Below are 21,855 nucleotides of genomic sequence, written 5' to 3' on the forward strand. Positions count from 1 at the left end.
CCGTGTTTTCACCTCGTATGATCGGTCTTGCATTCAGCCCGACCCTCCGCATGGCGCAGCACATTCGCCATGTAAGACCCTAACAAACCGCAGAAAATGGCGGCCATGTAGCAAGAAACCTGCGAGGTGCCATTGAATTCAACAATTCCTCCCATGAGTACATGTCGTAAATTCAACTTGTGAGCCGCATCACCGAAAATGCGGGTGGGGCTGACGGAAAACCATCAGCCCCACCACTTTGAAAGCAACCTCGGGTGACCCTCACACAAGTGCTGCCGCCTGTTCGATCCTGCGCTCTAGCCTGCCGATCCGCTCTCGATCTGTTCCTGGGTGTAGTACCCGGAGTCAACCAACAGGCTTGTCAGCGATTCCTTGGTCACGATGTCCGACTCAAGCAGGTAGGACGGAACCACGACTTCACCGTTGTCGTAGGTCTCCGTGTCGTTTGCCTCGGGCTCACGGCCTTCAAGCAGGTCTTGCGCCACTACGATCGATTGCGCGGCAAGCTTTCGAGTGTCCTTGAAGATGGTCGAGTACTGCCATCCTTCGTGAATGAACTTCGCCGAGGCGGCCTCCGCGTCCTGTCCAGTCACCACTGGGATGTCATCGAGGGTGTAACCAGAGTTCTGCAGTGACGTGATCGCACCGCGCCCGAGAGCGTCGTTGGACGCGAGGATGCCGTGCACCTTGTCACTGCCCCGGTAGTTGGCCGTCACGAGGTCATCCATACGAGCCTGCGCCCGAGCCTGATCCCAGCCCTGAGTCGCCACCTGGTTAAAGGAGGTTTGGCCCGACTTCACCACAATCGTGCCGCTGTCGAGATACGGCTGAAGCACGCTGATCGCGCCATTGAAGAAGAATTGAGCATTGTTGTCGTCCGGTGAGCCTGCGAAGAACTCGACGTTGAATGGCCCTGTCTCACCGGTTTCGTTGCCGTCTGCGTCAAGGATTCCAAGCCCTTGGAGTAGCGAGGTTCCCTGCTGCACGCCAACGTTTCCATTGTCGAACGTGACATAGAAGTCAACGTTTGGGTTTCCCGTGAGCAGCCGGTCGTATGCAACCACGGGGATGCCAGCGGATTCGGCGGCATCGAGCTGGGTGCTCAGCGATGCACCGTCAATCGACGCGATGATCAGGACGTCCACGCCCTTGGTGATCATCTGGTCGATCTGCTCTTGCTGGGTTGGGATGTCGTTGCCACCGTATTGCAGTTCGACCTCGTATCCCAGTTCGGTAAGGCCCTCTTTGACGGCGTTGCCGTCGTTGATCCAGCGTTGGAGGGTTTGTTCTGGCATGGCGACTCCGACGACCTTGCCTTCACCGCTGGTGTTTTCCGACGAGTTGGTCGTGTTGCCCGATTGGGTTTCGTTGGTTGCTCCCCCGGCCCCTTCACCACCGCAGGCGGCGAGCGATAGGGCCATGATTGAGGCGAGCGCGAGTGCACGTGTTTTCTTCATGTCGACTCCTCGTTGAGTTTTGATGATCGTGCGCACCGCTGCGCTGCGGTGCGAGTGTGTTCACTAGGTAACCATCAGCATTGAGTTAAGTCAATTGATTAAACAAATAAATGTTTAATCATCGAACATAAATTCACGGGTTGTGTCTCCTAGTCACTCGACGTTTTCCACGGCGACCTGCACGCACGCCTGGGTGCTCATCGGAAGCCGCGGAATTCCAACGATTTGGTAACGGTCCATCACTCACACGCTCCTTTTAGACGCGAGAGTCCCCGGCTCCGCACTCGCAACAATCACGTGCACAGGACCGGGGACTCGTACGGGAACTAATCAGTTGAGGGCGAGCGATACGGTCGCAAACGAGTGCGCCGGCAACTCCACGCGCAGCACCACGCCTGATCCAGCGGTCCCCTCCACAACAGAGACACCAGCCGCGAAGTCCCGCGGAGCAACTGCGTCTGGCACAACCGGGCTGTTGTGGTCGTTCGCCGAGTCGGAGGTCAAGATCCTCGCCTCGCCCACCTCCCAGGACCGGCCACGCAGGTCGAGTTCAACCACTCGAGACTCATCAAGCGACACGTTGGACAGCGAGATCAGCGCGCTATCCCCTTCGGTTGACACCGTTGCCGACGCGGTGACCACATTGAACCGCTTGTCCGCAGCCTCTAGCCGCTCCCGGGCACCCTTGAACTCAACATCGACGGCCTGCTGATCATGGTGGCCCTTGTTCATCTCGAACACGTGATAGGTCGGCGTGAGCACCAGGGCGCCGCTTTCCTCATCGGTCAGGATCATGGCCTGCAGCACGTTGACTGTCTGTGCGATATTGGCCATGACCAGGCGCTTCGAGTGCTTGTTGAAGATGTCAAAGTGGGTTGAGGCGACAAGCGCATCGCGCATCGTGTTCTGCTGATACAGGAACCCAGGGTTGGTGCCCTCCTCGACCTGCCACCAGGTGCCCCACTCGTCGAGCACGAGGCCGATGGTGCCGCATGGGTCGTAGTGATCCATGATCGTGGAGTGCCTGGTCAACAGGGTGTCGATGTGTTGGGAGTTCGCCATGGTGCGGTAGTACTCGTCATCGCTGAACCCGAGCGCCTTACCCTTGTTCTCCCATTCGCGGGTCATCGTGTAGTAGTGCAGTGAGATCGCCTGATATGGGCTTTGCACACCCATCGAATTACACGACACGCAGCCCACGGACTTCATGAGGGTTTCAGTCCAGTGGAAGTCATCCACGTTTGGTCCACCCGCGATTCGGTAGAGTTTGTTGTCGCCCTGATCACGCAGGTAGGTCGAGTATTGGCGGGCGAGGTCCGCGTAGGCCTCGGCGCGCATGTTTCCGCCACAGCCCCAGTTCTCGTTGCCCACGCCCCAGAACTTAACCTTCCACGGTTCTTCGCGTCCGTTGGCTCGGCGTAGTTCGACCATTGGCGAGTCACCGTCACGGGTCAGGTATTCCGCCCATTCGCTCATTTCCCGCACGGTTCCGGACCCGACGTTTCCTGCGATGTACGGTTCGGCCTCGAGTAGGTCGCACAGGTCCATGAACTCGTGGGTACCGAAGTGATTGTTCTCAACAACGTTGCCCCAGTGGGTGTTGACCATCTTGGGACGTTGTTCGCGTGGTCCGATTCCGTCGCGCCAGTGGTACTCGTCCGCGAAGCACCCGCCTGGCCAGCGCAGGTTTGGGATGTTCAGGTTCTTCAGGGCGTCCACGACGTCTTGGCGGATGCCGCGCGTGTTGGGGATCTCGGAATCCTCGCCGACCCAGAACCCTCCGTAGATACAGCGTCCGAGGTGCTCGGCGAAGTGCCCATACAGGTGACGTGAGACGGTTCGTTGTGGCAGGTCAAGGTTGATGACCGCGCTTGTTGGCTGCGTTGACATGGCGCTTCCTTCTTGGGTTCGGGCGGATGAGGCTTTCCGACGATTCGGCAAATTTGCCTGCCGGGCCACTTCCGGTTGATACGATGTGTAAATCGATTTACAACGATAGAGTAAATCGATTTACAATGTCTAGTACCCTCTGGTTGGGAACTACATCCGCTCACGCTCCGGTAGCAGCCCACTGCGTGAAGCCGCTACCCTCCACGCCGCTGCTTTGTCCCCAACCCGTCCATTCCGCCGTATGCCGAGGAACCCACATGCGCCCGCTCTCTCCAGGTTCAATCCGCCTGACCACAGGACCGTTCGCCCAGGCCCAAGAACTGGGCGCGCACTACATCCTCAGCTTGGATCCTGACCGACTACTCGCCCCCTACCGGCGCGAGGCAGGCCTGCCCTCCCCCACTAACTCATACGGCAACTGGGAAAACTCCGGACTCGACGGACACACGCTTGGTCATGTCCTCTCCACAGCCGCCCACCTACACGCCGCAACGGGATCGCAGGACGGGAGCAGACTCGTCGCCAATCTGGTGCAGGGCATCAAAGAGGCCCAAGACCACCTCGGAACCGGATATGTGGGCGGCATTCCACAGGGGTCGCAACTGTGGGAGCGCGTTGCGAGCGGCGCGGTCGAGCCGGACTCATTCGGGCTGAACGGTGCCTGGGTTCCCTGGTACAACCTGCACAAACTATTTGCGGGCCTGATCGACGCGCACCAACTCACCGCGAGCACCGAGGCGCTTGAAGTGGTCACAAAGTTAGCCGATTGGTGGCTGACGATTGCGCGGCAGATGTCGGACGACACGCACGAGGCCATGTTGCGCACGGAGTTCGGTGCGATGAATGCCGCGTTCGCGGACCTGTTTGAGTTGACCGGCACCGAAGGATATCTGTGGTTGGCGTACCGGTTCACGGACCAGTCGCTGTTCGGCCCGCTGAGTTCGGGCGAGCACGTGCTGCCCGGCAAGCACGCGAACACGCAGATCGCGAAGGCATACGGTTATGCACGGGTAGCAGCAGTGGCCGAGGATTCAGGGTACTGGACGGCTGCAGCCAATCTGTGGAAACAGGTCACCACCCGCCACACCTATATCTTTGGCGGCAACTCGGTGCGCGAACATTTCACCGAGAGCCTCAGCGCGGGATTCGACTCCGAGCAGGGCCCAGAAACCTGCAACACGTACAACCTGCTTCGCCTCACGCACGAACTGTTGGCGGCACCCGAGTCGATCCTGAGCAGTTGCGAGGTCACGCGCGATGACTTGCTCGACTTCTACGAGCGGGCCCTGTTCAACCACGTCCTGTCATCGCAGCACCCTGAAACAGGTGGGCTGGTGTACTTCACGCCTGTTCGCCCGGACCAGTATCGCGTGTATTCGCAGGCCCAGCAGTGTTTCTGGTGTTGCGTGGGCACGGGCATGGAAAACCACACTCGTTACCCCGAGCTCATCGGCGCGAATGACAACGACACCCTGTTCGTGAACTTCGGGATCGCCGCCACCATCGATTGGGCAGAGCGCGGTCTATCCGTCGAAGTGCTCGACACGGTCACGAGCGCCTCCGAACTCGCGGTTCGGCTAGTCGCGGCCCCGTCCGAGCCGGTGTCGATCGCGGTGCGCCTGCCATGGTGGTCGCGCCGCAACAATCGAACCTCGTGGAGCGTGCACACCCGCGTATTCGAGCCGGGTGAGGTCCTGCGCTTCCCGCTTGCCAAGCGCGTCACCGCGCATATCATTGCCGACGATCCGGCCAGTGGCGTTCAGTGGGTTGCCTTCCAGCGTGGCCCGCTCGCACTGGCTGCGGCGACCAGTGCTAGCGAGTTGACTGGGCTCGTGGCGGATGACTCTCGGATGGGACATGTAGCGCAAGGGCCGATACGTCCGTTGGCGGGTGTGCCCGTGGTTGTGGCCGATGGACCACTACTCCCGGATGTGTCCGCAGGTGGCCTACTGGCGAACCTGTTGCCCATGGGTGCGCAGCCATTGGGCGTGCTGGACGAGGCCAAGGTGGTGTTTGAGGATGACGTTGACGAGGCCCGTGCCGATCCCACCCTGCACGCAGCACTCGATGCCTTGGCACCGCGTCCAGGCGAACCAACGGTCGCGCTCAAGATCGTATCGGCCTCGAACGAGCACACTTCCGTGGCCCTTGCACCCCTTTATCAGGTACACGACACGCGATACACAATGTACTTCCCGGTCACCTCAGTCCCTGAACCGTCTCCGGTAAAAACTGACGAATCCGAGGAGGGACACCAGCCTGATCCACGCAAGTTTGAGGCTGCCGCCGAGGTGCGCACCGCGCTCGCCCGACTCGATGCCCGCAATGAACAGTTGGACACCGGACTGCTGGACTTCGTTGCCGCTGGCGAACAGCAGCCCGAATCCGACCACCACTTCAGCGGGTTGGATTCTCTCGCCCAGGTCGAGGATGGACATCGTTGGCGCGACGCAACCGGCTGGTTCTCCTACCGGCTACGTGCCACCGCGCATGATGAAGGTGCCGAACTCACAGATGACACCGAACACGCTACCGGCGCGCACGTTCTCGATGACGGCGATGGCGATCAACCCGCAGCACTCACCCTGACAATCGTGGCCTCGCAGCAACTGAGCCCCAGCCGCGCCGCGATCCTCATTGACGGCGTTCCTGTCGGAGACATCGAGCTATCCGCACGCACGCTGGCCAGTGAGCCACCGCAAGATTTCCGGTTCCCCATCAAACAGGCTTCCACCACCAAGCCGGGCACCCACCTTGTGGTGACGATCCGGGCGGAAGTCGCAGAATCGTCGGAAATCGGCGCACTCACGCCACGCATCCACCACGTGCGACTACGCGCATAACGGACCGATATTCTTGAGTTCACCCCACCACAACACCATTCGGAGGACACAATGGGATGGTTTCACCGCCGCAAGGACGTCCCCATGCTGCAACCGATGCAGCCATTCACCTTTCAGGTTGAGGACATCTTCACGATCACGGGGCGTGGAACGGTCTTTACCGGTCGAGTCGAGACTGGCACAGCGCAGGTGGGGCAAAGGATCAACCTCAACATATCCGGTGAGACCTTCCCAGCCGTCATCACGGGAATTGAGCGGTTCAGAAAACGAAGTTCCACTGCAGGCGCCGGTGATTCCGTGGGGATCCTGGTCAAACAACTCGACAGGATCGCGCTCAGCCGTATACACGGTGATGACGCGCGTCACGGGACGCCCTCCGATTCTCGTGACGTCACGATCACATCCGCGTAGCAATGAGCCAAACACCACGTAACCCCGTAACCATCAGCGATGTCGCCCGTGCTGCCGGGGTCTCCACCGCGTCCGTGTCCTCCGTGATCAACGGACGTTCGCGGGTTTCGGCTGCGACCACCGCGCGCATCAACGCCGCAATCGAGGAACTCGGCTACCAGATCAACCCCACCGCCCGGATGTTGCGCTCGGGACGCACGGGAGCAATCGGACTCGTGGTTCCCGAGTTGAACCGCCCCTATTTTGGGCAACTCGCAACGCATCTCGCGGACGAACTCGCCGCAACCGGTCGACATCTGGTCGTCCAACGATCCGGTGGCAGTCGAGAGCAGGAACTCGCAGCCGCATCATTCGCGCGCCTACGCATGTACGACGGTGTCATCTTCTCCGTGGTTGATCTTGACGCGCAGGAGTTGGAACGACTCGGGTTCTCCACGCCCGTGGTGCTGATCGGCGAGCGCTCCGCCGAACACCGATTCGACCACGTGGCGATGGACAACGTCGGCGGTTCCGCGCAGGCCACCCGGCATCTGCTTGAACGTGGCGCCCGGCGGATCGTGCTGCTCGGTGGAGACGTACACTCGGGGATCGACATGACTCAACTGCGCACCCGCGGATACACCTCGGCTCTGGCTGAGCGAGGGCTGGCGGTCGATGTGGATCTGGTTGTCCCACTGGGCGTGTTTGATCTGGAAGCAGGACGGTCAACGGTGCACTCGCTGGTTGAGCGTGGCGTGGAGTTCGATGCGGTGTTTGCGGTAACGGATGTGGTGGCTCTCGGCGCGCTGCGAGGTCTTGCCGAGCGGGGTCTACGGGCACCACAGGATGTGCAGGTCATCGGGTTCGACAACATCACCGAGGCCGCATATTCAACGCCTGCCCTGACAACGGTTGATCCGAACAAGCGTGACATCGCGCGAACCGCTTTGGCACTACTCGATGAACGGCTCAACCCTGGCACAGCAGAGATCGCGCCGCGGGAAATCACCGTTGACGCTTCACTCGTGGTGCGGGAGTCGACCCTGCCCTAGTGTCCCCCGCCGCAGCGAAGCGGACACCGTCAGTGCCTCCCCACTCAACGATGCTGGACGGAGAGGCGCTGCGCTAACTGGAGTTATCGTCGGTAATCTTCCCACTGCTCCAATCCCGCTCCAGTGCTCCCCTACTCCGCCACACCCTGCTCGATGGGTCCAAATTGGTCCGGGCGCACACACTTTTTGTATGCACCCGGACCAAAACCAGCCCACTGAGAAACGGTGGACCCTCCTGACAATGGGTAGTTCTACATCGTTGCAGAAATGATCTACATCGTTGTAGATTCGACTTGGGTCACTCATCGTTGAGTTCCCACATCTGTCCAACGACGAACAGGAATGGCACATGCCCAACCACACCACCAAGCGTGCGGTCGCAGCCCTCACCGCGGGAATGCTGGGAATCAGCGCATTGCTCGTAGGGTCAGCCGCACAGGCAAAACCGAAAGATCCAACGCCCAGGAAACCAACGTTCACGAACGTCACGGTCCACGACCCATCAGTGGTCACGTCCGGGAAAGATGTCTGGGTCTTCGGATCGCACGGCGCCTCCGCGCACACCCGCGACCTCATGAACTGGACCCAACACACGGTCGACCTCAGCCAAGACCGAGACAACACACTGTTTGACGACATCTACACCGAACTCAAGGAAACCTTCGACTGGGCTCAAACCGACACACTCTGGGCCTCCGACGTCATCCAACTCAAGGATGGCCGCTACGCAATGTACTACAACGCATGCAAGGGAGACTCCCCACGATCCGCGCTAGGACTCGCCATCGCAGACAGCGTTGACGGCCCCTACAAGGATCAGGGCATCCTGCTCAAGTCGGGTATGTGGGACGAGGAATCCGAGAACCCAGGCGAGATCTACGACGCCAACATCCACCCCAACGCCGTGGACCCAGACGCGTTCTTTGACGCCAAGGGCAACCTGTGGATGGTGTACGGCTCCTACTCGGGCGGAATCTTCATCCTCCAGATGGACAAGAACACCGGGCTGCCGCTACCTGACCAAGGCTACGGCAAACACCTGATCGGTGGAAACCACTCCCGCATCGAAGCGCCGGCGATCCAGTACAACAAGCAGACCGGCTACTACTACATGTACGTCTCGTTCGGCGGCTTGGACGCGAACGGCGGATACAACATGCGCGTGGCCCGTTCCAAGAAGCCGGATGGCCCGTACGTGGACGCCCAGGGCAACGACATGGCCAACGTGAAGTCCAACCGCAGCCTGCCACTGTTCGATGACGCCTCCATCGAACCCTACGGCGTCAAGATGATGGGTTCGCACCTGTTCACGCGCGAACTCGGCGACCCTGCCTCGGGAACCGAAAGCACCTCCGGCATCGGCTACCAGTCACCGGGACACAACACGTGGTACCAGGACCCAAAGACCGGCAAGACGTTCCTGATCTTCCACGCCCGCTTCCCCGACACCGGAGAGATGCACCAGGTTCGGGTCCAGCAGATCTGGTTCAACAAGGATGGCTGGCCAGTCCTTTCGCCGATGCAGTATGCGGGAGAGACCAACCGCACATTCAAACGCAAAGAGGTCGAGGGCACCTGGCAGGTCATCAACATGGGCAAGGACATCAACTCCACCGCCAAACTCTCCGAAGAGATCACACTGACCAAGAACGGCAAGATCACCGGAGCGTACTCGGGCAAGTGGAAACTCACGAGCCACAACTACGCCGAACTCCAGATCGGAAAGAACACCTACAAAGGTGTGTTCATGCCGATCTGGGACCCGCAGTACCAGAAGTGGTCGGTTGGGTTCAGTGCCGTGAGCAAGCAGGGCGAGACCATCATGGGTCGCTCCTACCAGACCATGAGCCAGAAGGAAGCGGTCAAGGCCGTCACGAAAGCCATCGATCTGGGCAACATTCAGGCCGTGACCGGAAACCTCACTCTCCCCACCTCGGGCACTCACGGAACCACGATCACCTGGAAGACCTCCGACTCCGCAGTCGTCACGGACACCGGTGTCACCACCCGTCCCGGCGTGGGCGAAAGCCCTCGTCGTGCGACGTTGACTGCCACGATTCGCAACGGCAAGCACACCGAGAAGCGCACCTTCAAGATCACGGTGCTGCCACGTGAGGCGGCTCAGCTCGGCGCGCAGTGGACCTTCGACGGCGACCTGGTGGAGGCCACTGGAACCTACGCTGATGCCACCCCAAGTGGCGCCAAGATTGACCTGGCCGGTAACCCGGCACAGTACGTGAGCGATGGAGTCAGCGGGCAGGCGCTCTACCTTGACGGTAATTCCGGTGTACGTCTACCGGACGGACTGATCCACAGTGACACCTATTCAGTCAGCCTGTGGCTGCGCCCGGAGGCGCTCACCTCTTACACGACCGCTTTCTTTGGCGCGGCAACGTCTGAGAGTTGGGTGAGCCTCGTGCCGCGTGGTCATGACGGGGTGAACGGCAATGCGATGGTGTGGTCCGGGACGGCCTGGTATGACGCCGGAACCGGGGTCAACCTGCCGGTTGGCGAGTGGAGCCATGTCGCGTTTGTGAATGATCGCGGCACGCTTTCGGTCTACGTGGATGGTGTGCTCGCCTTCGAGGGCACCGGTTTCCCCAACGTGTTCACCACAGAAAACGGGATGTTCACGCTGGGTGTGAACTGGTGGGACACCGCATTCAAGGGTTCGATTGATGAGCTCACGGTGTGGACCTCGGCGCTGACCGCGCAGGATGTGGCGCAGTTGGGGGCACGGTAGCGCAGCGCCTCGGCTCTGCAGGACTTTGGCCCTCCCGACAGAGCCAACGCCCCACCCAATGGGTCAAAAAAGGTCCGGGTGCACACACAAAGTGTGTGCACCCGGACAAAAAACAGCCCACCGAGGAAAACCCTCAGGGAGATGGCAACCTAAGCAGGTCGCTCAGCCCTATTCAGGCAAGGCAGCAGCATCTCTACTCGGGCAGTTCCTCTTCGGTCCACGCGACGGGCCAGCCGTCCTCGGTCCACGCGAGTTCACGCAGGCCGAGCTGGAACAGCCCCTGCTTGTCCTTGTCGTAGAAGTGGTAGGCGACAACGGCCGTCCCCGTGTCATCAGAGCCGGAACCAGACCCACCCGACACAGCCGCACTCTGCCCACCTGGGCCAACGCGCGCATCCACGGTCTTGAGCAACTGGGTGCCGCCATCTTCGAGGAGAGAGACTCCGTCGGCGTCGATGTACGGCCCGGTGACGTTCTCAGAACGTCCAACGGCCATGTTGTACGTGGACACCGAACCCTGGCAGCACGAGTCGCGCGAGAAGAACAGGTAATAGTACTCGCCGTGGCGCAGGATATATCCGGCCTCTATCGAGTTGGGCGGGTATCCGCGGTCGGCCACAAGAACGGGTTCGATTCCGGAGGCGGTCAGCGGATCGTCTGTCACGTCTGCCATGCCGGGGAGTTTGCCGGAGGGCCATTCGAGCGGAACCAGGTGCAGCCCACCCCAGAACGATCCGAACACCATCCACGGGTCGCCGTTCTCGTCCTCTACGATACCGGGGTCGATTGCGTTGAAGTTCCGTCCGCCGTTTGAGCGCAGCACTTCGCCGTGATCCACCCAGCGGTAGTCGGGCGAGTCCACGTCGAGGGTGGTGTTGGTGTATAGCCCGATGAGCGAGGTGTTGGACCCGAACGTCGAGGCCGAGTAGTACATGTAGTACGTGCCGTCGTGTTCGTAGACCTCGGGTGCCCAGAAGTTGTCTACGCCCTCGATGATGGACCTGGCCCAGTAGGGTTCGTCGGTGTTCTTCCAGGCTGCGCCGATGTACTCCCAGGTTTTCCCGTGGTCGGTTGAGCGACGCACCTGCGGAGAACCGAGGCCGATTGAGCCGTTTCCGGTGGAGTACACGTACCAGGTGTCGTCGTCGGTTTCGGGTGTTCCGGCGTCATCGATGATGAGCGCGGGGTCATGCACGTCCACCGAGCCGGTCGCGGGAATGTCCGTTGCGGCGGTTGGGCCGCTCGCGCATCCCGCGAGCAGGCTCGCGCACAGGCTGGTGGCGGCGAGTAGCGCGAGTGGTTTAGCCGAGCGCAATGTGACTCCAGGAGATTGCAGGAAGATTGACGACGATCTGGTCGCCTTCGATCCGGGCCGTCGCGTTGGGTTGTGGGGCAACTGAGGTGTCGTCGTCTGCAGTGGCCTGCCAGGTGTGGTCGTCGTGGTGGAGGGTGACGGCGCTGAGCAGCGTCGGCAGTGTTCCGTCTGTGCCGCCTGCCAGGTCACGCACTGGAACCCGCAGTTCGTGGGCATTTTCTGGGTCGCGGTTGACCACGAAGATGTTGGTCTTCGAGGTCTCGGCATCATAGGTCGCGACTGCGTCGATTGCGCTGACCTCGCCGAACTTCTCGGTGGTCACGGTTGGTGCGGTGATCCCGACGCGTAGGACCTCGCCGCTCGCGTGGGCTGCGGTGAGTGCGAAAGGGTGGAAGGTGGTCTGCTTGTAGGCGCGGCCACCCTTTTCGGTCATGATCGGCGCGATCACGTTGACGAGTTGCGCAAGCGATGCCGAGGCCACTCGGTCGGTGTGCCGTAGCAGCGAGATGAGGCAGTTGCCCACGACCACGGCGTCGGCGACGTTGTAGTGGTCTTCGAGCAGTACGGGCGCAACCGGCCAGTCGTCTCCGGTGGGCGGGACGGATTCGGCGCGGTCCATGTACCAGACGTTCCACTCGTCGAACGAGATGTTGATGCGTTTGGTGTGCTTTCCGGCGGCGCGCACGTAGTCGGCGGTCGCCGCGACCGAGTCGATGAAGTGGTCCATGTTCACGGCGCTGGCTAGGAACGATGCGAGGTCGCCGTCCTTTTCCCAGTAGTACACGTGGGCGGAGACGAGGTCCACGAACTCGTAGGCCTCCTTGAGCACGGTTGCCTCCCAACTGCCGAAGGTGGGCATTTCGGAGGACGACGATCCGCACACGACCAGTTCGATGTTCGGGTCGATCATGCGCATTGCGCGGGCGGTCTCGGTGGCGAGGCGCGCGTACTCCTCGGCGGTTTTGTGCCCGATCTGCCAGGGTCCATCCATCTCGTTGCCGAGACACCACATCTTGATGCGGTAGGGCTCTTCTCGCCCGTTGGCGCGGCGCAGGTCGGAGAAGTGGGTTCCACTTGGCACGTTGCAGTATTCGAGCAGGTCGAGGGCTTCTTGTACGCCGCGGGTGCCGAGGTTGACGGCCATCATCGGTTCGACGCCGGTCTTTTCGCACCACTTCATGTATTCGTCGATGCCCACATGGTTGGGGTCGGACGAGTGCCAGGCGAGGTCGAGGCGGGTGGGCCGGTTTTCCTTGGGCCCGATTCCGTCTTCCCAGCGGTACCCGGACACGAAGTTGCCGCCTGGATAGCGGATCGAGGTTGCACCGAGTTCTTTGGTCAGTTCGATGACGTCGGTGCGAAATCCGTCCTCGTCGGCGCGTGGGTGGTCGGGTTCGTAGATGCCCTCGTACACGCAGCGTCCGAGGTGTTCCACGAATGCGCCGAAGGTGCGGCGCCGCACCGGTCCGATGGTAAAGGCCGGGTTGATGGTGAGTGTCGCGGTCATGGCGTGTCCGTTTCTTGTGGTTCTAGTTCGAGGTGCACGACTCCGTGCGCTGGGATGGTGATGTTCAGGTGCGGATATGGGTGGTGTTCATTGCCGACGATTCGGCTGGTTTGGCCCGTCCACACATTGGTTGCGTGGGTGGCTGGCCCGAGCTCGGGTGCGAGGTCGGCGAGGTCGATGGTCCAGTTGCGTTCGGTGTCGCTGAGGTTAAAGGCGGCAACGTAGTGAGTCTGGCCCGTGGTGAGCGGCGGCGCGTGCCAGACTCGGATGTCGGGTTCGCCGTGGATTTGGCGAGCGGGTGCGGCGTTGCGGTACATAGTGAGCAGGCGCGGGTTGGTGAGTAGTTCGATGGTTTCGGGCTCGCTCGATGGCAGGTCGCCGCCCATCATGAGTGGGGACTTGGCGAGCGTCCACAGGGACATGAGCGTGCGCTGTTCGGTGAGCGTCAGCCGGGTTTCGCGGGGCTCACCGCGTTCGGCCCGCAACCCGATCTTGCCGAGCGGGAGCATGTCCGCATCGGCCCAAGCCCCTTCCCTTTGGTGGGGTGCCCATTGCACAAGGCGGTCGAACTGGTCGCGCACGTCTTCCCAGCGGTCCCACAGGTCATCGGAGATCCGCCACATGGTGGCGTGTTCGGCCAGGAAATCGCGTCGGTTCAGTGAGACGTTGGTTCCCGGGGAAAGGCTGAGCGTGATGTTTCGTCCGCTGCGCTCGATTGCCCGCGCGTAGCCTTCAATCGCCTGTTCGTGGAATGGGAACAGCATGTCGTCGATTTTGATGAAGTCGATCCCCCACTGCGCGAACAGCGCGATCTGGGAATCGTAGTAGGCCTGAGCACCGGGATGCTCGTGGTTGAGCCCGTAGTTGTCAGAGTTCCACGGACACACCGATGAGGTATCCGCTATGTCGCGGGCCCGGTAGTCGGTTCCGAAGACGGTGGTGTTGGCCTCTACCGCGCGCCGTGGGATGCCGCGCATCAGGTGAATACCGAACTTCAGGCCGAGTTCGTGCACGCGTGCCGCGAGCGCCGTAAAGCCCGTGTTGTTTCCGCCCGGCTCAACCGCGGAAGGGAACCTGGCTGGAACGGGTAACTGTCGGCCAAACTCGTCGAAGACAACCTGCGCGTTGTCGTTGTACCCACCGGCGCGTGCGCCGGGTTCGTACCACTGGATGTCGACCACGATCGTGTCCCAGCCGTGTGGCAGGAGGTGGGTGGCCATGAAGGTGGCGTTGTCGAGAACCTCGTCCTCGGTCACAGTGGTGCCGTAACAGTCCCAGGAATTCCAGCCCATGGGCGGTGTGAGTGTTTGGGGGGTGTCGCGTGCCATGTGGTGCCTCGAGCTCCTTTGCTTGGATGGCCATTTCAGCGGGTGACTGACGCACGGTGGTACGCGCGTTTCCTCACTCACGTATCTACAACGATGTAAATGTGATTATTGCGCCGTTTGGTGGAGTTCGTCAACCCCGATTCAACCCATGATTGATGCCTGGAGGTTTCATTTCTCTATCGATGTAAAAAATATCCGCGAAACCTCTTGACCGACCCGGCACAGTCGTGCAAAAGTTTTCTTCATCGATGTAGAAATCGAATCGATGAGGATTCTGCGTTGAGCCGCATAGAGTTAATCAGAACTCGCTCACCACGAGCACCCAGCGGAGCAGCGTACCCCACTTACATGAGAGGATCCGTGATGAAGAAGTCACGTTTCATTACAGCAGCGTCAGGCGTGCTCGCAGCGACGCTACTACTCACCGCTTGTGGCGGAGGCGGTGACACTGAAGCCGACAACGGTGAGAAGTCTCTGACCTTTATGTTCCGTGGCGGCGAGGACGAAAAGGCTGCGTATCAAGCAGCCATTGACAAGTACACCGAAGCCACCGGCGTCAAGGTTGAGGTCATCCCCACCACTGCCGATGAGTATGCAACTAAACTCAAAGCAGCAATCGCTGGACGTCAAGTCCCAGATGTGTTCTATGTGGAGCCTGGGGCAGTTCAGGACTTCGTCAACTCTGGTGTTGTCATGGACCTCACCGAGTACATCGAAAAGTCAGAGGTCATCAACCTCGACGACATCTGGGCCTACGGCGTCGACTCGTATCGGTACGATGGAAGCGTCCAAGGCCAAGGCTCGATCTATGCACTGCCAAAGGACATCGGCCCCTTCTCCTTCGGATACAACAAAACGATGTTCGAGGAAGCTGGCATTCCACTCCCAGACAAGGACACCCCTTACACTTGGGATGAATTCCTCGAGGTCTCCAAGCAACTGACTAAGGACAACAACGGCGACGGCAAACTCGACCAGTGGGGCACCGGCCTCAACGTGAACTGGAACCTCCAGCCATTCGTATGGTCCAACGGAGGCGACTGGATCTCCGAAGACGGCAAAACCGTGACCGTGGACACACCAGAATTCGCGGAGGCGCTCCAGTTCTTTGCTGACCTCGACATCAAGCACGGTGTGACTCCATCCATCGCCGAAGCGCAGACTCTCGACACCTACCAGCGCTGGATGAAGGGCGAAATCGGATTCTTCCCAATCGCTCCTTGGGACCTGTCCACCTACCGTCAGCTCGACTTCGAGTGGGACCTGATCCCTTACCCAGCGGGCAAGACCGGTGAGACCGCAACGTGGACCGGAACACTCGGTATCGCGGCATCCGCAACCACCAAGCACCCGCAAGAAGCAGTAGACCTAGTCGCCTACCTCACGGCTGACGCTGACACTCAAAAAACCCTCGTGGACGCCGGCATCCAGATTCCAAACCTGATCTCCGTGGCAGACACCTGGGTAGCAGAAAACGACCAAGCGCCAGCAAACCTCCAAGAATTCTTGGACATTGCTAAGGACTACGGTCGTGCCCTGCCTGCCAACAAGACCTACTCCGCTGAATGGTACGACGAGCTCTACACCAACATTCAGCCTGTGCTCGACGGCAAGGTCACGGCTGCCGATTACCTCAAAGAAGCGCAGCCCAAGATGCAGGCTTTCCTTGATCAAGCAAACGAACGCGCTGCGCAGGCTGCCGCCGCAAACCAGTGATCAATAATCACTCGTCCGCGTCTAAGCGTTCGGTTGTATAACGCCTCCAGACACGGAACAGCTTTACGGTGGACCCGCATACTTTACGGTTCGTGGGTCCACCGCTCATTACATTACTTCCCTTGATATGGAGACAGGAATGGCCGCTGTAGACGTCGCCCCCACTCCTCAGAAATCCAAGCCCGCGAAACGTAAACGCAGCGCGTCGGACGGTGCTTCCCGTGCTCTGCATGCACACGAACGCCGAGTAGGTCTCGCGTTTATCGCGGTGCCCGTCCTCGGCTTCCTGTTGTTCACGGTGTATCCGTTCGCATACTCGATGTATGCCTCACTAACGCGCTGGAACGGTATCTCGGAAATGCGGTTCATTGGCTTGGACAACTACGTCCGGATGATCCAAGACCCGTACTTCCATAAAGCAATGTTCAACACCGCCTATCTGATGATCGGCATCCCCATCGGCCTAGTGCTGTCCTTACTCTTAGCTCTGGCTATGAATAGGAAGATGCGAGGTTTGACCATCTTTCGAACGCTGTACTACATACCGGTGGTTTCTTCGCTCGCTGCTATTGCCATTATGTGGCAGTGGGCCTATAACGGTGACTTCGGTTTGGTCAACCAGGTTCTTGATCTGTTCGGAATCGACGGGCCAAACTGGTTGCAAAACACTGCAACCGTCAAAATCGCCATCATGATCATGACGATTTGGAAGGGCCTCGGCTACTCGATGTTGCTGTACTTAGCAGCCATCCAATCTGTGCCTGCGTCCCTGTACGAGGCCGCAGCGCTCGATGGAGCAAACGCTTTCCAGAAGTTCCGCGCCATCACCATCCCGATGGTCAAGCCTGTAACATTCTTCCTCGTTGTTACCTCAATCATTGGCGGAGCTCAGGTCTTCATCGAGGTCAACATTATGACTCCCGAGGGTGGACCCGAGTTCAGCTCGGCCACGATCGTGTGGTACATCTGGCGCCAAGCCTTCAATTACTCCGATATGGGCTACGCCTCAGCAATGGCAATCACCCTCGGATTGCTCGTATTCATTGTCACGGCGATTCAGTTCCGTATGAATGCCCGCAACAATTTCTCGGTAGAGTAAGGGACCACCACCATGACTGCACCTACCGCACCTATTCCAGCAGCAGCCCTTCCGTCGAAGCGCAGCCGCATCCCCTCCACAGCGAGTGCCTCAAGCCGGTACAAAATCGGCAATGTCATCGTAACGATCGTTCTCAGCCTCGGCGCGATCATCATGGTCGGACCTTTACTGTGGATGATCTCAACATCGTTGAAAACTAAAGACGCGGTCTTCGCCCTACCACCCGAGTGGATTCCCGATGTTTTCGTCTGGGAGAACTACATCCGCGTGTGGACCGCCGGGCCGTTGCTTTCCGGTATCAAGAACTCCCTGATCGTTGCGGGCACCGTCACGATCGTTGGGACGTTTTTCTCCGCTCTCGCCGCCTACGCTTTCGCGAAGTTGCGAGTTCCAGGACGTAACAAGTTCTTCCTCCTGCTGCTCTCTGGCCTGATGATCCCGTACCCAGCCATTATGATTCCGCAGTTTGTCATGTTCTCCCAAATCGGCTGGGTGAACACATTGTGGCCGCTCATCGTGCCCGGTCTTTTCGGAAACATCATGATGATCTTCTTCCTGCGCCAATATCTGACTTCAGTCCCAGATTCGATGTTAGAGGCCGCAAAGATTGATGGCACCGGGTACTTCCGTACCTTCTTGACCATGATCTTCCCGCTCATCAAACCCGCTGTCGCGGCGCAGTTCATCCTGTGGTTCATGGCGATCTGGAATGACTTCCTCGCTCCGATCATTTACCTGAATTCACCGGAAAAACAAACACTCCAAATTGTTATCGCGAGCATGAAAACCACTTATGCGATCCAGACGGACTATCCGCTCATCATGACGGCCTCGGTGATCGCATTGATTCCGGTTCTGACCATCTTCGCGGTGTTCCAGAAGCAGATCATCGAGTCAATCGCGCTGACCGGTTCCAAGGGCTGACCAACCCGTCCGTTGAGAGTTACCAATCGTGCACCCACAGTGCGTGCGAGTGCACTTTTGGTAACTCTCAACGAGATATCCACCGTGCGAGTGCTCACGCAGCAGCCATTCACGCCAGTGGGTCCGGTGCTCCATCAGCACACCGCCGGCGAACCAACCTACTTTGTCAGTCCGACTCCGGTGTGCCCCCGATCCGTCCTTACCCCGTTCCCTCTGAGGAATCACCATGCACTCCTACGCGCCCGTAGACCTCACCCCCACCACGGCAGACCCCACAACCTGGGGACTGCGCAACGCCCACGACCCCACCGTCGTCCAAGCCCCGGACGGCACGTACGTCATGTATTGCACCGATGCCTACGCCTCCGGTCCAGCGCCCGCAGGGGTGCACATGCGCACCTCTGCGGATCTGATCACCTGGGAATGGGCGGGAACCGCCTTCGAGGGAGTTCCCACCGAGGCGAAGGAATGGACCGGTGCGCCCGGACTCTGGGCCACCGAGGTCGTCAGATGGTCCACCGCTGGCGCCACTGACAGATGGCTCATGTACTATTCGGCCTCAACGTTTGGGTCACGCACCTCCGCCATCGGACTGGCCAGTGCACCCCACCCGCTCGGACCTTGGGAACCCGGCCCACTCGTCGTCAAGTCCCTGCACTCTGCCACCGCTGACCACCCGGAGACCACGCAGAACGCAATCGACGCGGCAATCTCCTGGGACGGGGCAGGTATCCCGTGGCTCACCTACGGCTCGTTCTTCTCGGGGCTGTACACGATTGAACTCGACCCGGTTACAGGGGAACCGGCCACGCCCGGAGACTTGGGAACACGTATAGCCAGCCGACCACGCTCGGTCGAGGGTGCGCTGGAAGGCGCATATATCGTCGCCAAGCCGGATGGCAACCACGAACGGCATGTCGGGTTCTTCTCCTATGACTCGCTCGTGAACACGTACGACGTGCGCGTCGCCCATGCCCCACGGGTCACTGGCCCATACACGGACCGCGAGGGTGCCCCGATGATAGCGTCCGAGCTCGACGGCGCTGCGCTGACCGAGTACCCCGACTGGCATGGCACACTCGTGCTCGCGGGCCACCATTTTGACGGCCAGGAACCGCTCATCGCGCCCGGCCACAACTCGGTGTTGTCCACCCTGGACGGCGACTTCATGGTCCATCACGTGCGGTTTGGCAACGCGATCGGCGAGCACAGCGCACAGATCCGCCGCATGTTCTGGCTCGATTCGGGCTGGCCGGTCGTCTCCCCGATGACCTACCGCGGCGAACCCGGCGACTTCGACCAGGACCTCGCCTGCTCCGCGGCATCGGGTACGTGGCAGGTCGTGGACTTCCGCGACGTGCCCGATCTGCTCCCTGCGGCACACGACCGCGAGGCACCCTGCACTCGCTCTCGCATATTGGAGTGCGCTGAGTCCCTGACCGAGTTCGGCCTGGTCGAGGGTGCCGTGTTCGACGTGGTACTGCCGTTTACCGACGGCGACGCGACCGTGTCCGCATTCTCGGGGTACGCTCAAGATGGCGTGAGCGGCAAGCTCACGGCCGTGTTCGGCCTCAAGGTATAAAGAGCGCAGGGCACGGCGCTCGAAACGCGGGCACAGCACCGCTACGAAAGGCAGCAGCATGAACTCGGGATGGACCGGCAAGGTGATGGAGTTCCTCACCTATGCCACCCAGATTGTGGTCCTGAACTTCCTGTGGATCATGGGTACGCTCGCGGGCGGGGTGATCCTCGGAATCGCGCCCGCAACGCGAGCGCTCGGCCGCCTCACGACCGCGCTGTTCCTGGGCGAACCCAGCACGTCGCTCTGGCGGGATTTCTGGTCGACCTGGCGCACCCATTTTTGGGTGACCAACAAATATGCCTGGCCGTTCACGGTCCTGTTCCTGCTCGCAGGCGCGGACCTGTACGCATTCCGCGTTGCGGCGCTCAACGGCTGGTCCGGCACCGGGCTGCTGCTCGCGCCGTTCCTGATCGTCACGGCGGCCTGCGTGGTCGCGTACGCATACCTGCACGCGTCGTTCTTGCGTTTTGATGATTCGGTAGTGGCGACGATACGGTTCGCTTTCGCCTCTCCCCTCGCCTTCCTGCCTACAACCGCTGCGATACTACTGGTGAACCTGGCCTTCGTGATGCTCACGTGGCAGGTGCCGCTCGTTGTCGTGCTGATTGGGTTCTCTGTTCCGATCGGGTTCTCGGTCGTCCTTGCGGGGCACGCCCATGATCGAGCCTACGGTGGCGGGTTCCTTGAGGGTGATGCGCTCCTGGCGCAGGCTCACGAGAGTTGGACCAAGCGTTCCGCCGAGCGGGCAGCGTACGCTGACCGGATGCGCAATCTGAAGTAGCGCACCTGACTCCCGCGCAGGCCCCGCCCACACAACGAAGGCCGGGACCCTGATGGGTCCCGGCCTTATCGTCGGCAATCAGTATCTTCACCGCACCCATCTAGGCTGCTAAGACGCGCGCGTGGACTCACGCAGCGAGAGCTTGTAGTCCGCGACCACACGGCGCGGCTCAATCTCCTGCTTGGGGTTGTCGATGTGCTCCTTGAGCAGGTTGACAGCGGTCTGCGCGATCTGAAGCCTCCCTGGCTCAACCGAGGACAGCGCAGGGAAGGAGAAACGGGCCTCCTCGACATCGTCGAACCCGATCACCTTGACGTCCTGTGGGATCGATTTACCAGATACCTGCAGAGCGTAGAGCACACCGAGTGCCATGGCGTCGTTCAGGGCGAACACCGCATCGAACTCAACGCCGTCCGCAATCATGTCAAAGATCGCCTGAGCACCCGTGGAACGGTGCCACAGACCGGCCTCGCGGATGAGTTGCGGGTCTACCGGCAGGTCGTGCTCGCGCAGCGCCTCAAGGTAGCCCTCGGTACGCAACTGAGCGGAACCGATGACTTCGCCCTCGTGTGCACCCACCACCGCGATGCGACGGCAACCTACCTCGATCAGGTGGGAGGTTGCGGCCTTCGCAGCCTCGACATTGCGCATCGTGACGTGGTCGGTCGAGGCATTGAATACACGCTCGCCGAGCAGAACCAGCGGATAGTTGACGTCGAACTCCGCGACGTCGTCCGGACCAAGTTCAAGCGGCGAGAAGATCAAGCCGTCAGTGAGGTTGCGTCGAAATCCGTGCAACGCGGCCTTCTCTCGCTCACGGTTCGAGCCGGTCTGCTCGATCAGCACCGTGAGCCCCACGGTCTCTGCGTATTCAATGACTGAGTCGGCAAGCTCCGCAAAGTACGGCAGGCTCAGCTCAGGAACCGCCAATCCGATCATTCCGGTCTTACCCGAACGCAGCGATCGGGCTGAGACGTTCATCTGGTAGTCCAACTCGGCGATGGCCGCGAGGACCTTCTCCTTGGTGGATTCGCGGATATACGGATACCCATTGACAACATTGCTGACGGTTTTCACCGACACTCCGGCACGGCGAGCGACGTCCTGCATTGTTGCGCTCATCGGAGCTCCTTCATCATTGCACCACCGAGGTGGTGGGGCGTCCGTTCGTGGGTTCGGGTATCCGTCCTGCGACACCTGGTAAACCCACACGTCACGGCCACCGTGT

At 60.4% G+C, this 21,855-nt stretch carries 15 protein-coding genes; 9 read left to right on the forward strand and 6 right to left on the reverse strand.

The features are described 5' to 3' along the window. Positions 1-296: 296 nt before the first annotated feature. Both chvE and ACFSYH_RS04890 read right to left on the reverse strand, forming a co-directional pair. On the reverse strand, positions 297-1,457 hold the full coding sequence (gene chvE / locus ACFSYH_RS04885; protein ID WP_377465484.1) for a multiple monosaccharide ABC transporter substrate-binding protein: 1,161 nt from the start codon (positions 1,455-1,457) through the stop codon (positions 297-299). 330 nt (positions 1,458-1,787) lie between these two features. Further along, positions 1,788-3,347 carry an alpha-N-arabinofuranosidase gene (locus ACFSYH_RS04890; RefSeq protein ID WP_377465485.1) on the reverse strand — a complete coding sequence of 520 codons (1,560 nt, stop codon included), beginning with the start codon at positions 3,345-3,347 and terminating at the stop codon, positions 1,788-1,790. Positions 3,348-3,604: 257 nt separating this feature from the next. Here ACFSYH_RS04890 and ACFSYH_RS04895 point away from each other — a divergent pair, with 257 nt between their 5' ends. The 4 genes from ACFSYH_RS04895 to ACFSYH_RS04910 all read left to right on the forward strand — a co-directional run bounded on the left by ACFSYH_RS04895 (position 3,605) and on the right by ACFSYH_RS04910 (position 10,375). Continuing rightward, positions 3,605-6,190, forward strand: coding sequence for a beta-L-arabinofuranosidase domain-containing protein (locus tag ACFSYH_RS04895; RefSeq protein WP_377465486.1), 2,586 nt, complete (start codon positions 3,605-3,607; stop codon positions 6,188-6,190). Positions 6,191-6,274: 84 nt separating this feature from the next. Continuing rightward, the gene (locus ACFSYH_RS04900) at positions 6,275-6,601 is read left to right on the forward strand and encodes an EF-Tu/IF-2/RF-3 family GTPase (RefSeq protein WP_377465488.1); all 327 of its coding nucleotides are present in this window, start codon (positions 6,275-6,277) and stop codon (positions 6,599-6,601) included. A gap of 2 nt (positions 6,602-6,603) precedes the next feature. Further along, complete coding sequence (locus ACFSYH_RS04905) at positions 6,604-7,632, forward strand: LacI family DNA-binding transcriptional regulator (protein ID WP_377465489.1); 1,029 nt, start codon at positions 6,604-6,606, stop codon at positions 7,630-7,632. A gap of 349 nt (positions 7,633-7,981) precedes the next feature. Next, positions 7,982-10,375, forward strand: coding sequence for a LamG-like jellyroll fold domain-containing protein (locus tag ACFSYH_RS04910; protein WP_377465490.1), 2,394 nt, complete (start codon positions 7,982-7,984; stop codon positions 10,373-10,375). A gap of 193 nt (positions 10,376-10,568) precedes the next feature. Here ACFSYH_RS04910 and ACFSYH_RS04915 read toward each other — a convergent pair whose 3' ends face one another. The 3 genes from ACFSYH_RS04915 to ACFSYH_RS04925 are packed head-to-tail and all read right to left on the reverse strand — an operon-like array spanning position 10,569 to position 14,525. Then, complete coding sequence (locus ACFSYH_RS04915) at positions 10,569-11,690, reverse strand: arabinan endo-1,5-alpha-L-arabinosidase (protein WP_377465492.1); 1,122 nt, start codon at positions 11,688-11,690, stop codon at positions 10,569-10,571. Beyond that, the gene (gene arfA, locus ACFSYH_RS04920) at positions 11,677-13,197 is read right to left on the reverse strand and encodes an arabinosylfuranosidase ArfA (RefSeq protein ID WP_377465493.1); all 1,521 of its coding nucleotides are present in this window, start codon (positions 13,195-13,197) and stop codon (positions 11,677-11,679) included. The genes ACFSYH_RS04915 and arfA overlap by 14 nt, the downstream gene beginning before the upstream one ends. Continuing rightward, positions 13,194-14,525, reverse strand: coding sequence for a glycoside hydrolase family 27 protein (locus ACFSYH_RS04925; protein WP_377465495.1), 1,332 nt, complete (start codon positions 14,523-14,525; stop codon positions 13,194-13,196). Before ACFSYH_RS04925 ends, arfA begins: the two co-directional genes overlap by 4 nt. A 363-nt stretch (positions 14,526-14,888) precedes the next feature. Here ACFSYH_RS04925 and ACFSYH_RS04930 point away from each other — a divergent pair, with 363 nt between their 5' ends. The 5 genes from ACFSYH_RS04930 to ACFSYH_RS04950 all read left to right on the forward strand — a co-directional run bounded on the left by ACFSYH_RS04930 (position 14,889) and on the right by ACFSYH_RS04950 (position 20,627). Further along, positions 14,889-16,241, forward strand: a complete 1,353-nt coding sequence (locus ACFSYH_RS04930) for an ABC transporter substrate-binding protein (protein WP_377465497.1) — start codon at positions 14,889-14,891, stop codon at positions 16,239-16,241. A gap of 139 nt (positions 16,242-16,380) precedes the next feature. Then, a complete protein-coding gene (locus tag ACFSYH_RS04935; protein ID WP_377465498.1) occupies positions 16,381-17,340 on the forward strand; it encodes a carbohydrate ABC transporter permease in 960 nt (319 codons plus the stop codon). Positions 17,341-17,352: 12 nt separating this feature from the next. Next, positions 17,353-18,264 (forward strand): carbohydrate ABC transporter permease, encoded by a 912-nt coding sequence (locus ACFSYH_RS04940; protein ID WP_377465499.1) that lies wholly within the window; start codon positions 17,353-17,355, stop codon positions 18,262-18,264. Between the two features lie 226 nt (positions 18,265-18,490). After that, a complete protein-coding gene (locus ACFSYH_RS04945) occupies positions 18,491-19,846 on the forward strand; it encodes an arabinan endo-1,5-alpha-L-arabinosidase (protein WP_377465500.1) in 1,356 nt (451 codons plus the stop codon). 58 nt (positions 19,847-19,904) lie between these two features. Then, positions 19,905-20,627 carry a YesL family protein gene (locus tag ACFSYH_RS04950; protein WP_377465501.1) on the forward strand — a complete coding sequence of 241 codons (723 nt, stop codon included), beginning with the start codon at positions 19,905-19,907 and terminating at the stop codon, positions 20,625-20,627. Between the two features lie 108 nt (positions 20,628-20,735). Here ACFSYH_RS04950 and ACFSYH_RS04955 read toward each other — a convergent pair whose 3' ends face one another. Further along, positions 20,736-21,749, reverse strand: coding sequence for a LacI family DNA-binding transcriptional regulator (locus ACFSYH_RS04955; protein ID WP_377465502.1), 1,014 nt, complete (start codon positions 21,747-21,749; stop codon positions 20,736-20,738). Positions 21,750-21,855: the final 106 nt, after the last annotated feature.

The sequence above is a fragment of the Populibacterium corticicola genome (assembly GCF_042683685.1).
GTDB lineage: Bacteria > Actinomycetota > Actinomycetes > Actinomycetales > Cellulomonadaceae > Timonella > Timonella corticicola.

Bases quoted from the DNA above. Each gene is read 5' to 3' on its own strand.
- chvE (WP_377465484.1), bottom strand. From the start codon at position 1,457: ATGAAGAAAACACGTGCACTCGCGCTCGCCTCAATCATGGCCCTATCG.
- ACFSYH_RS04890 (WP_377465485.1), bottom strand. From the start codon at position 3,347: ATGTCAACGCAGCCAACAAGCGCGGTCATCAACCTTGACCTGCCACAA.
- ACFSYH_RS04895 (WP_377465486.1), top strand. From the start codon at position 3,605: ATGCGCCCGCTCTCTCCAGGTTCAATCCGCCTGACCACAGGACCGTTC.
- ACFSYH_RS04900 (WP_377465488.1), top strand. From the start codon at position 6,275: ATGCTGCAACCGATGCAGCCATTCACCTTTCAGGTTGAGGACATCTTC.
- ACFSYH_RS04905 (WP_377465489.1), top strand. From the start codon at position 6,604: ATGAGCCAAACACCACGTAACCCCGTAACCATCAGCGATGTCGCCCGT.
- ACFSYH_RS04910 (WP_377465490.1), top strand. From the start codon at position 7,982: ATGCCCAACCACACCACCAAGCGTGCGGTCGCAGCCCTCACCGCGGGA.
- arfA (WP_377465493.1), bottom strand. From the start codon at position 13,197: ATGACCGCGACACTCACCATCAACCCGGCCTTTACCATCGGACCGGTG.
- ACFSYH_RS04925 (WP_377465495.1), bottom strand. From the start codon at position 14,525: ATGGCACGCGACACCCCCCAAACACTCACACCGCCCATGGGCTGGAAT.
- ACFSYH_RS04930 (WP_377465497.1), top strand. From the start codon at position 14,889: ATGAAGAAGTCACGTTTCATTACAGCAGCGTCAGGCGTGCTCGCAGCG.
- ACFSYH_RS04935 (WP_377465498.1), top strand. From the start codon at position 16,381: ATGGCCGCTGTAGACGTCGCCCCCACTCCTCAGAAATCCAAGCCCGCG.
- ACFSYH_RS04940 (WP_377465499.1), top strand. From the start codon at position 17,353: ATGACTGCACCTACCGCACCTATTCCAGCAGCAGCCCTTCCGTCGAAG.
- ACFSYH_RS04945 (WP_377465500.1), top strand. From the start codon at position 18,491: ATGCACTCCTACGCGCCCGTAGACCTCACCCCCACCACGGCAGACCCC.
- ACFSYH_RS04950 (WP_377465501.1), top strand. From the start codon at position 19,905: ATGAACTCGGGATGGACCGGCAAGGTGATGGAGTTCCTCACCTATGCC.
- ACFSYH_RS04955 (WP_377465502.1), bottom strand. From the start codon at position 21,749: ATGAGCGCAACAATGCAGGACGTCGCTCGCCGTGCCGGAGTGTCGGTG.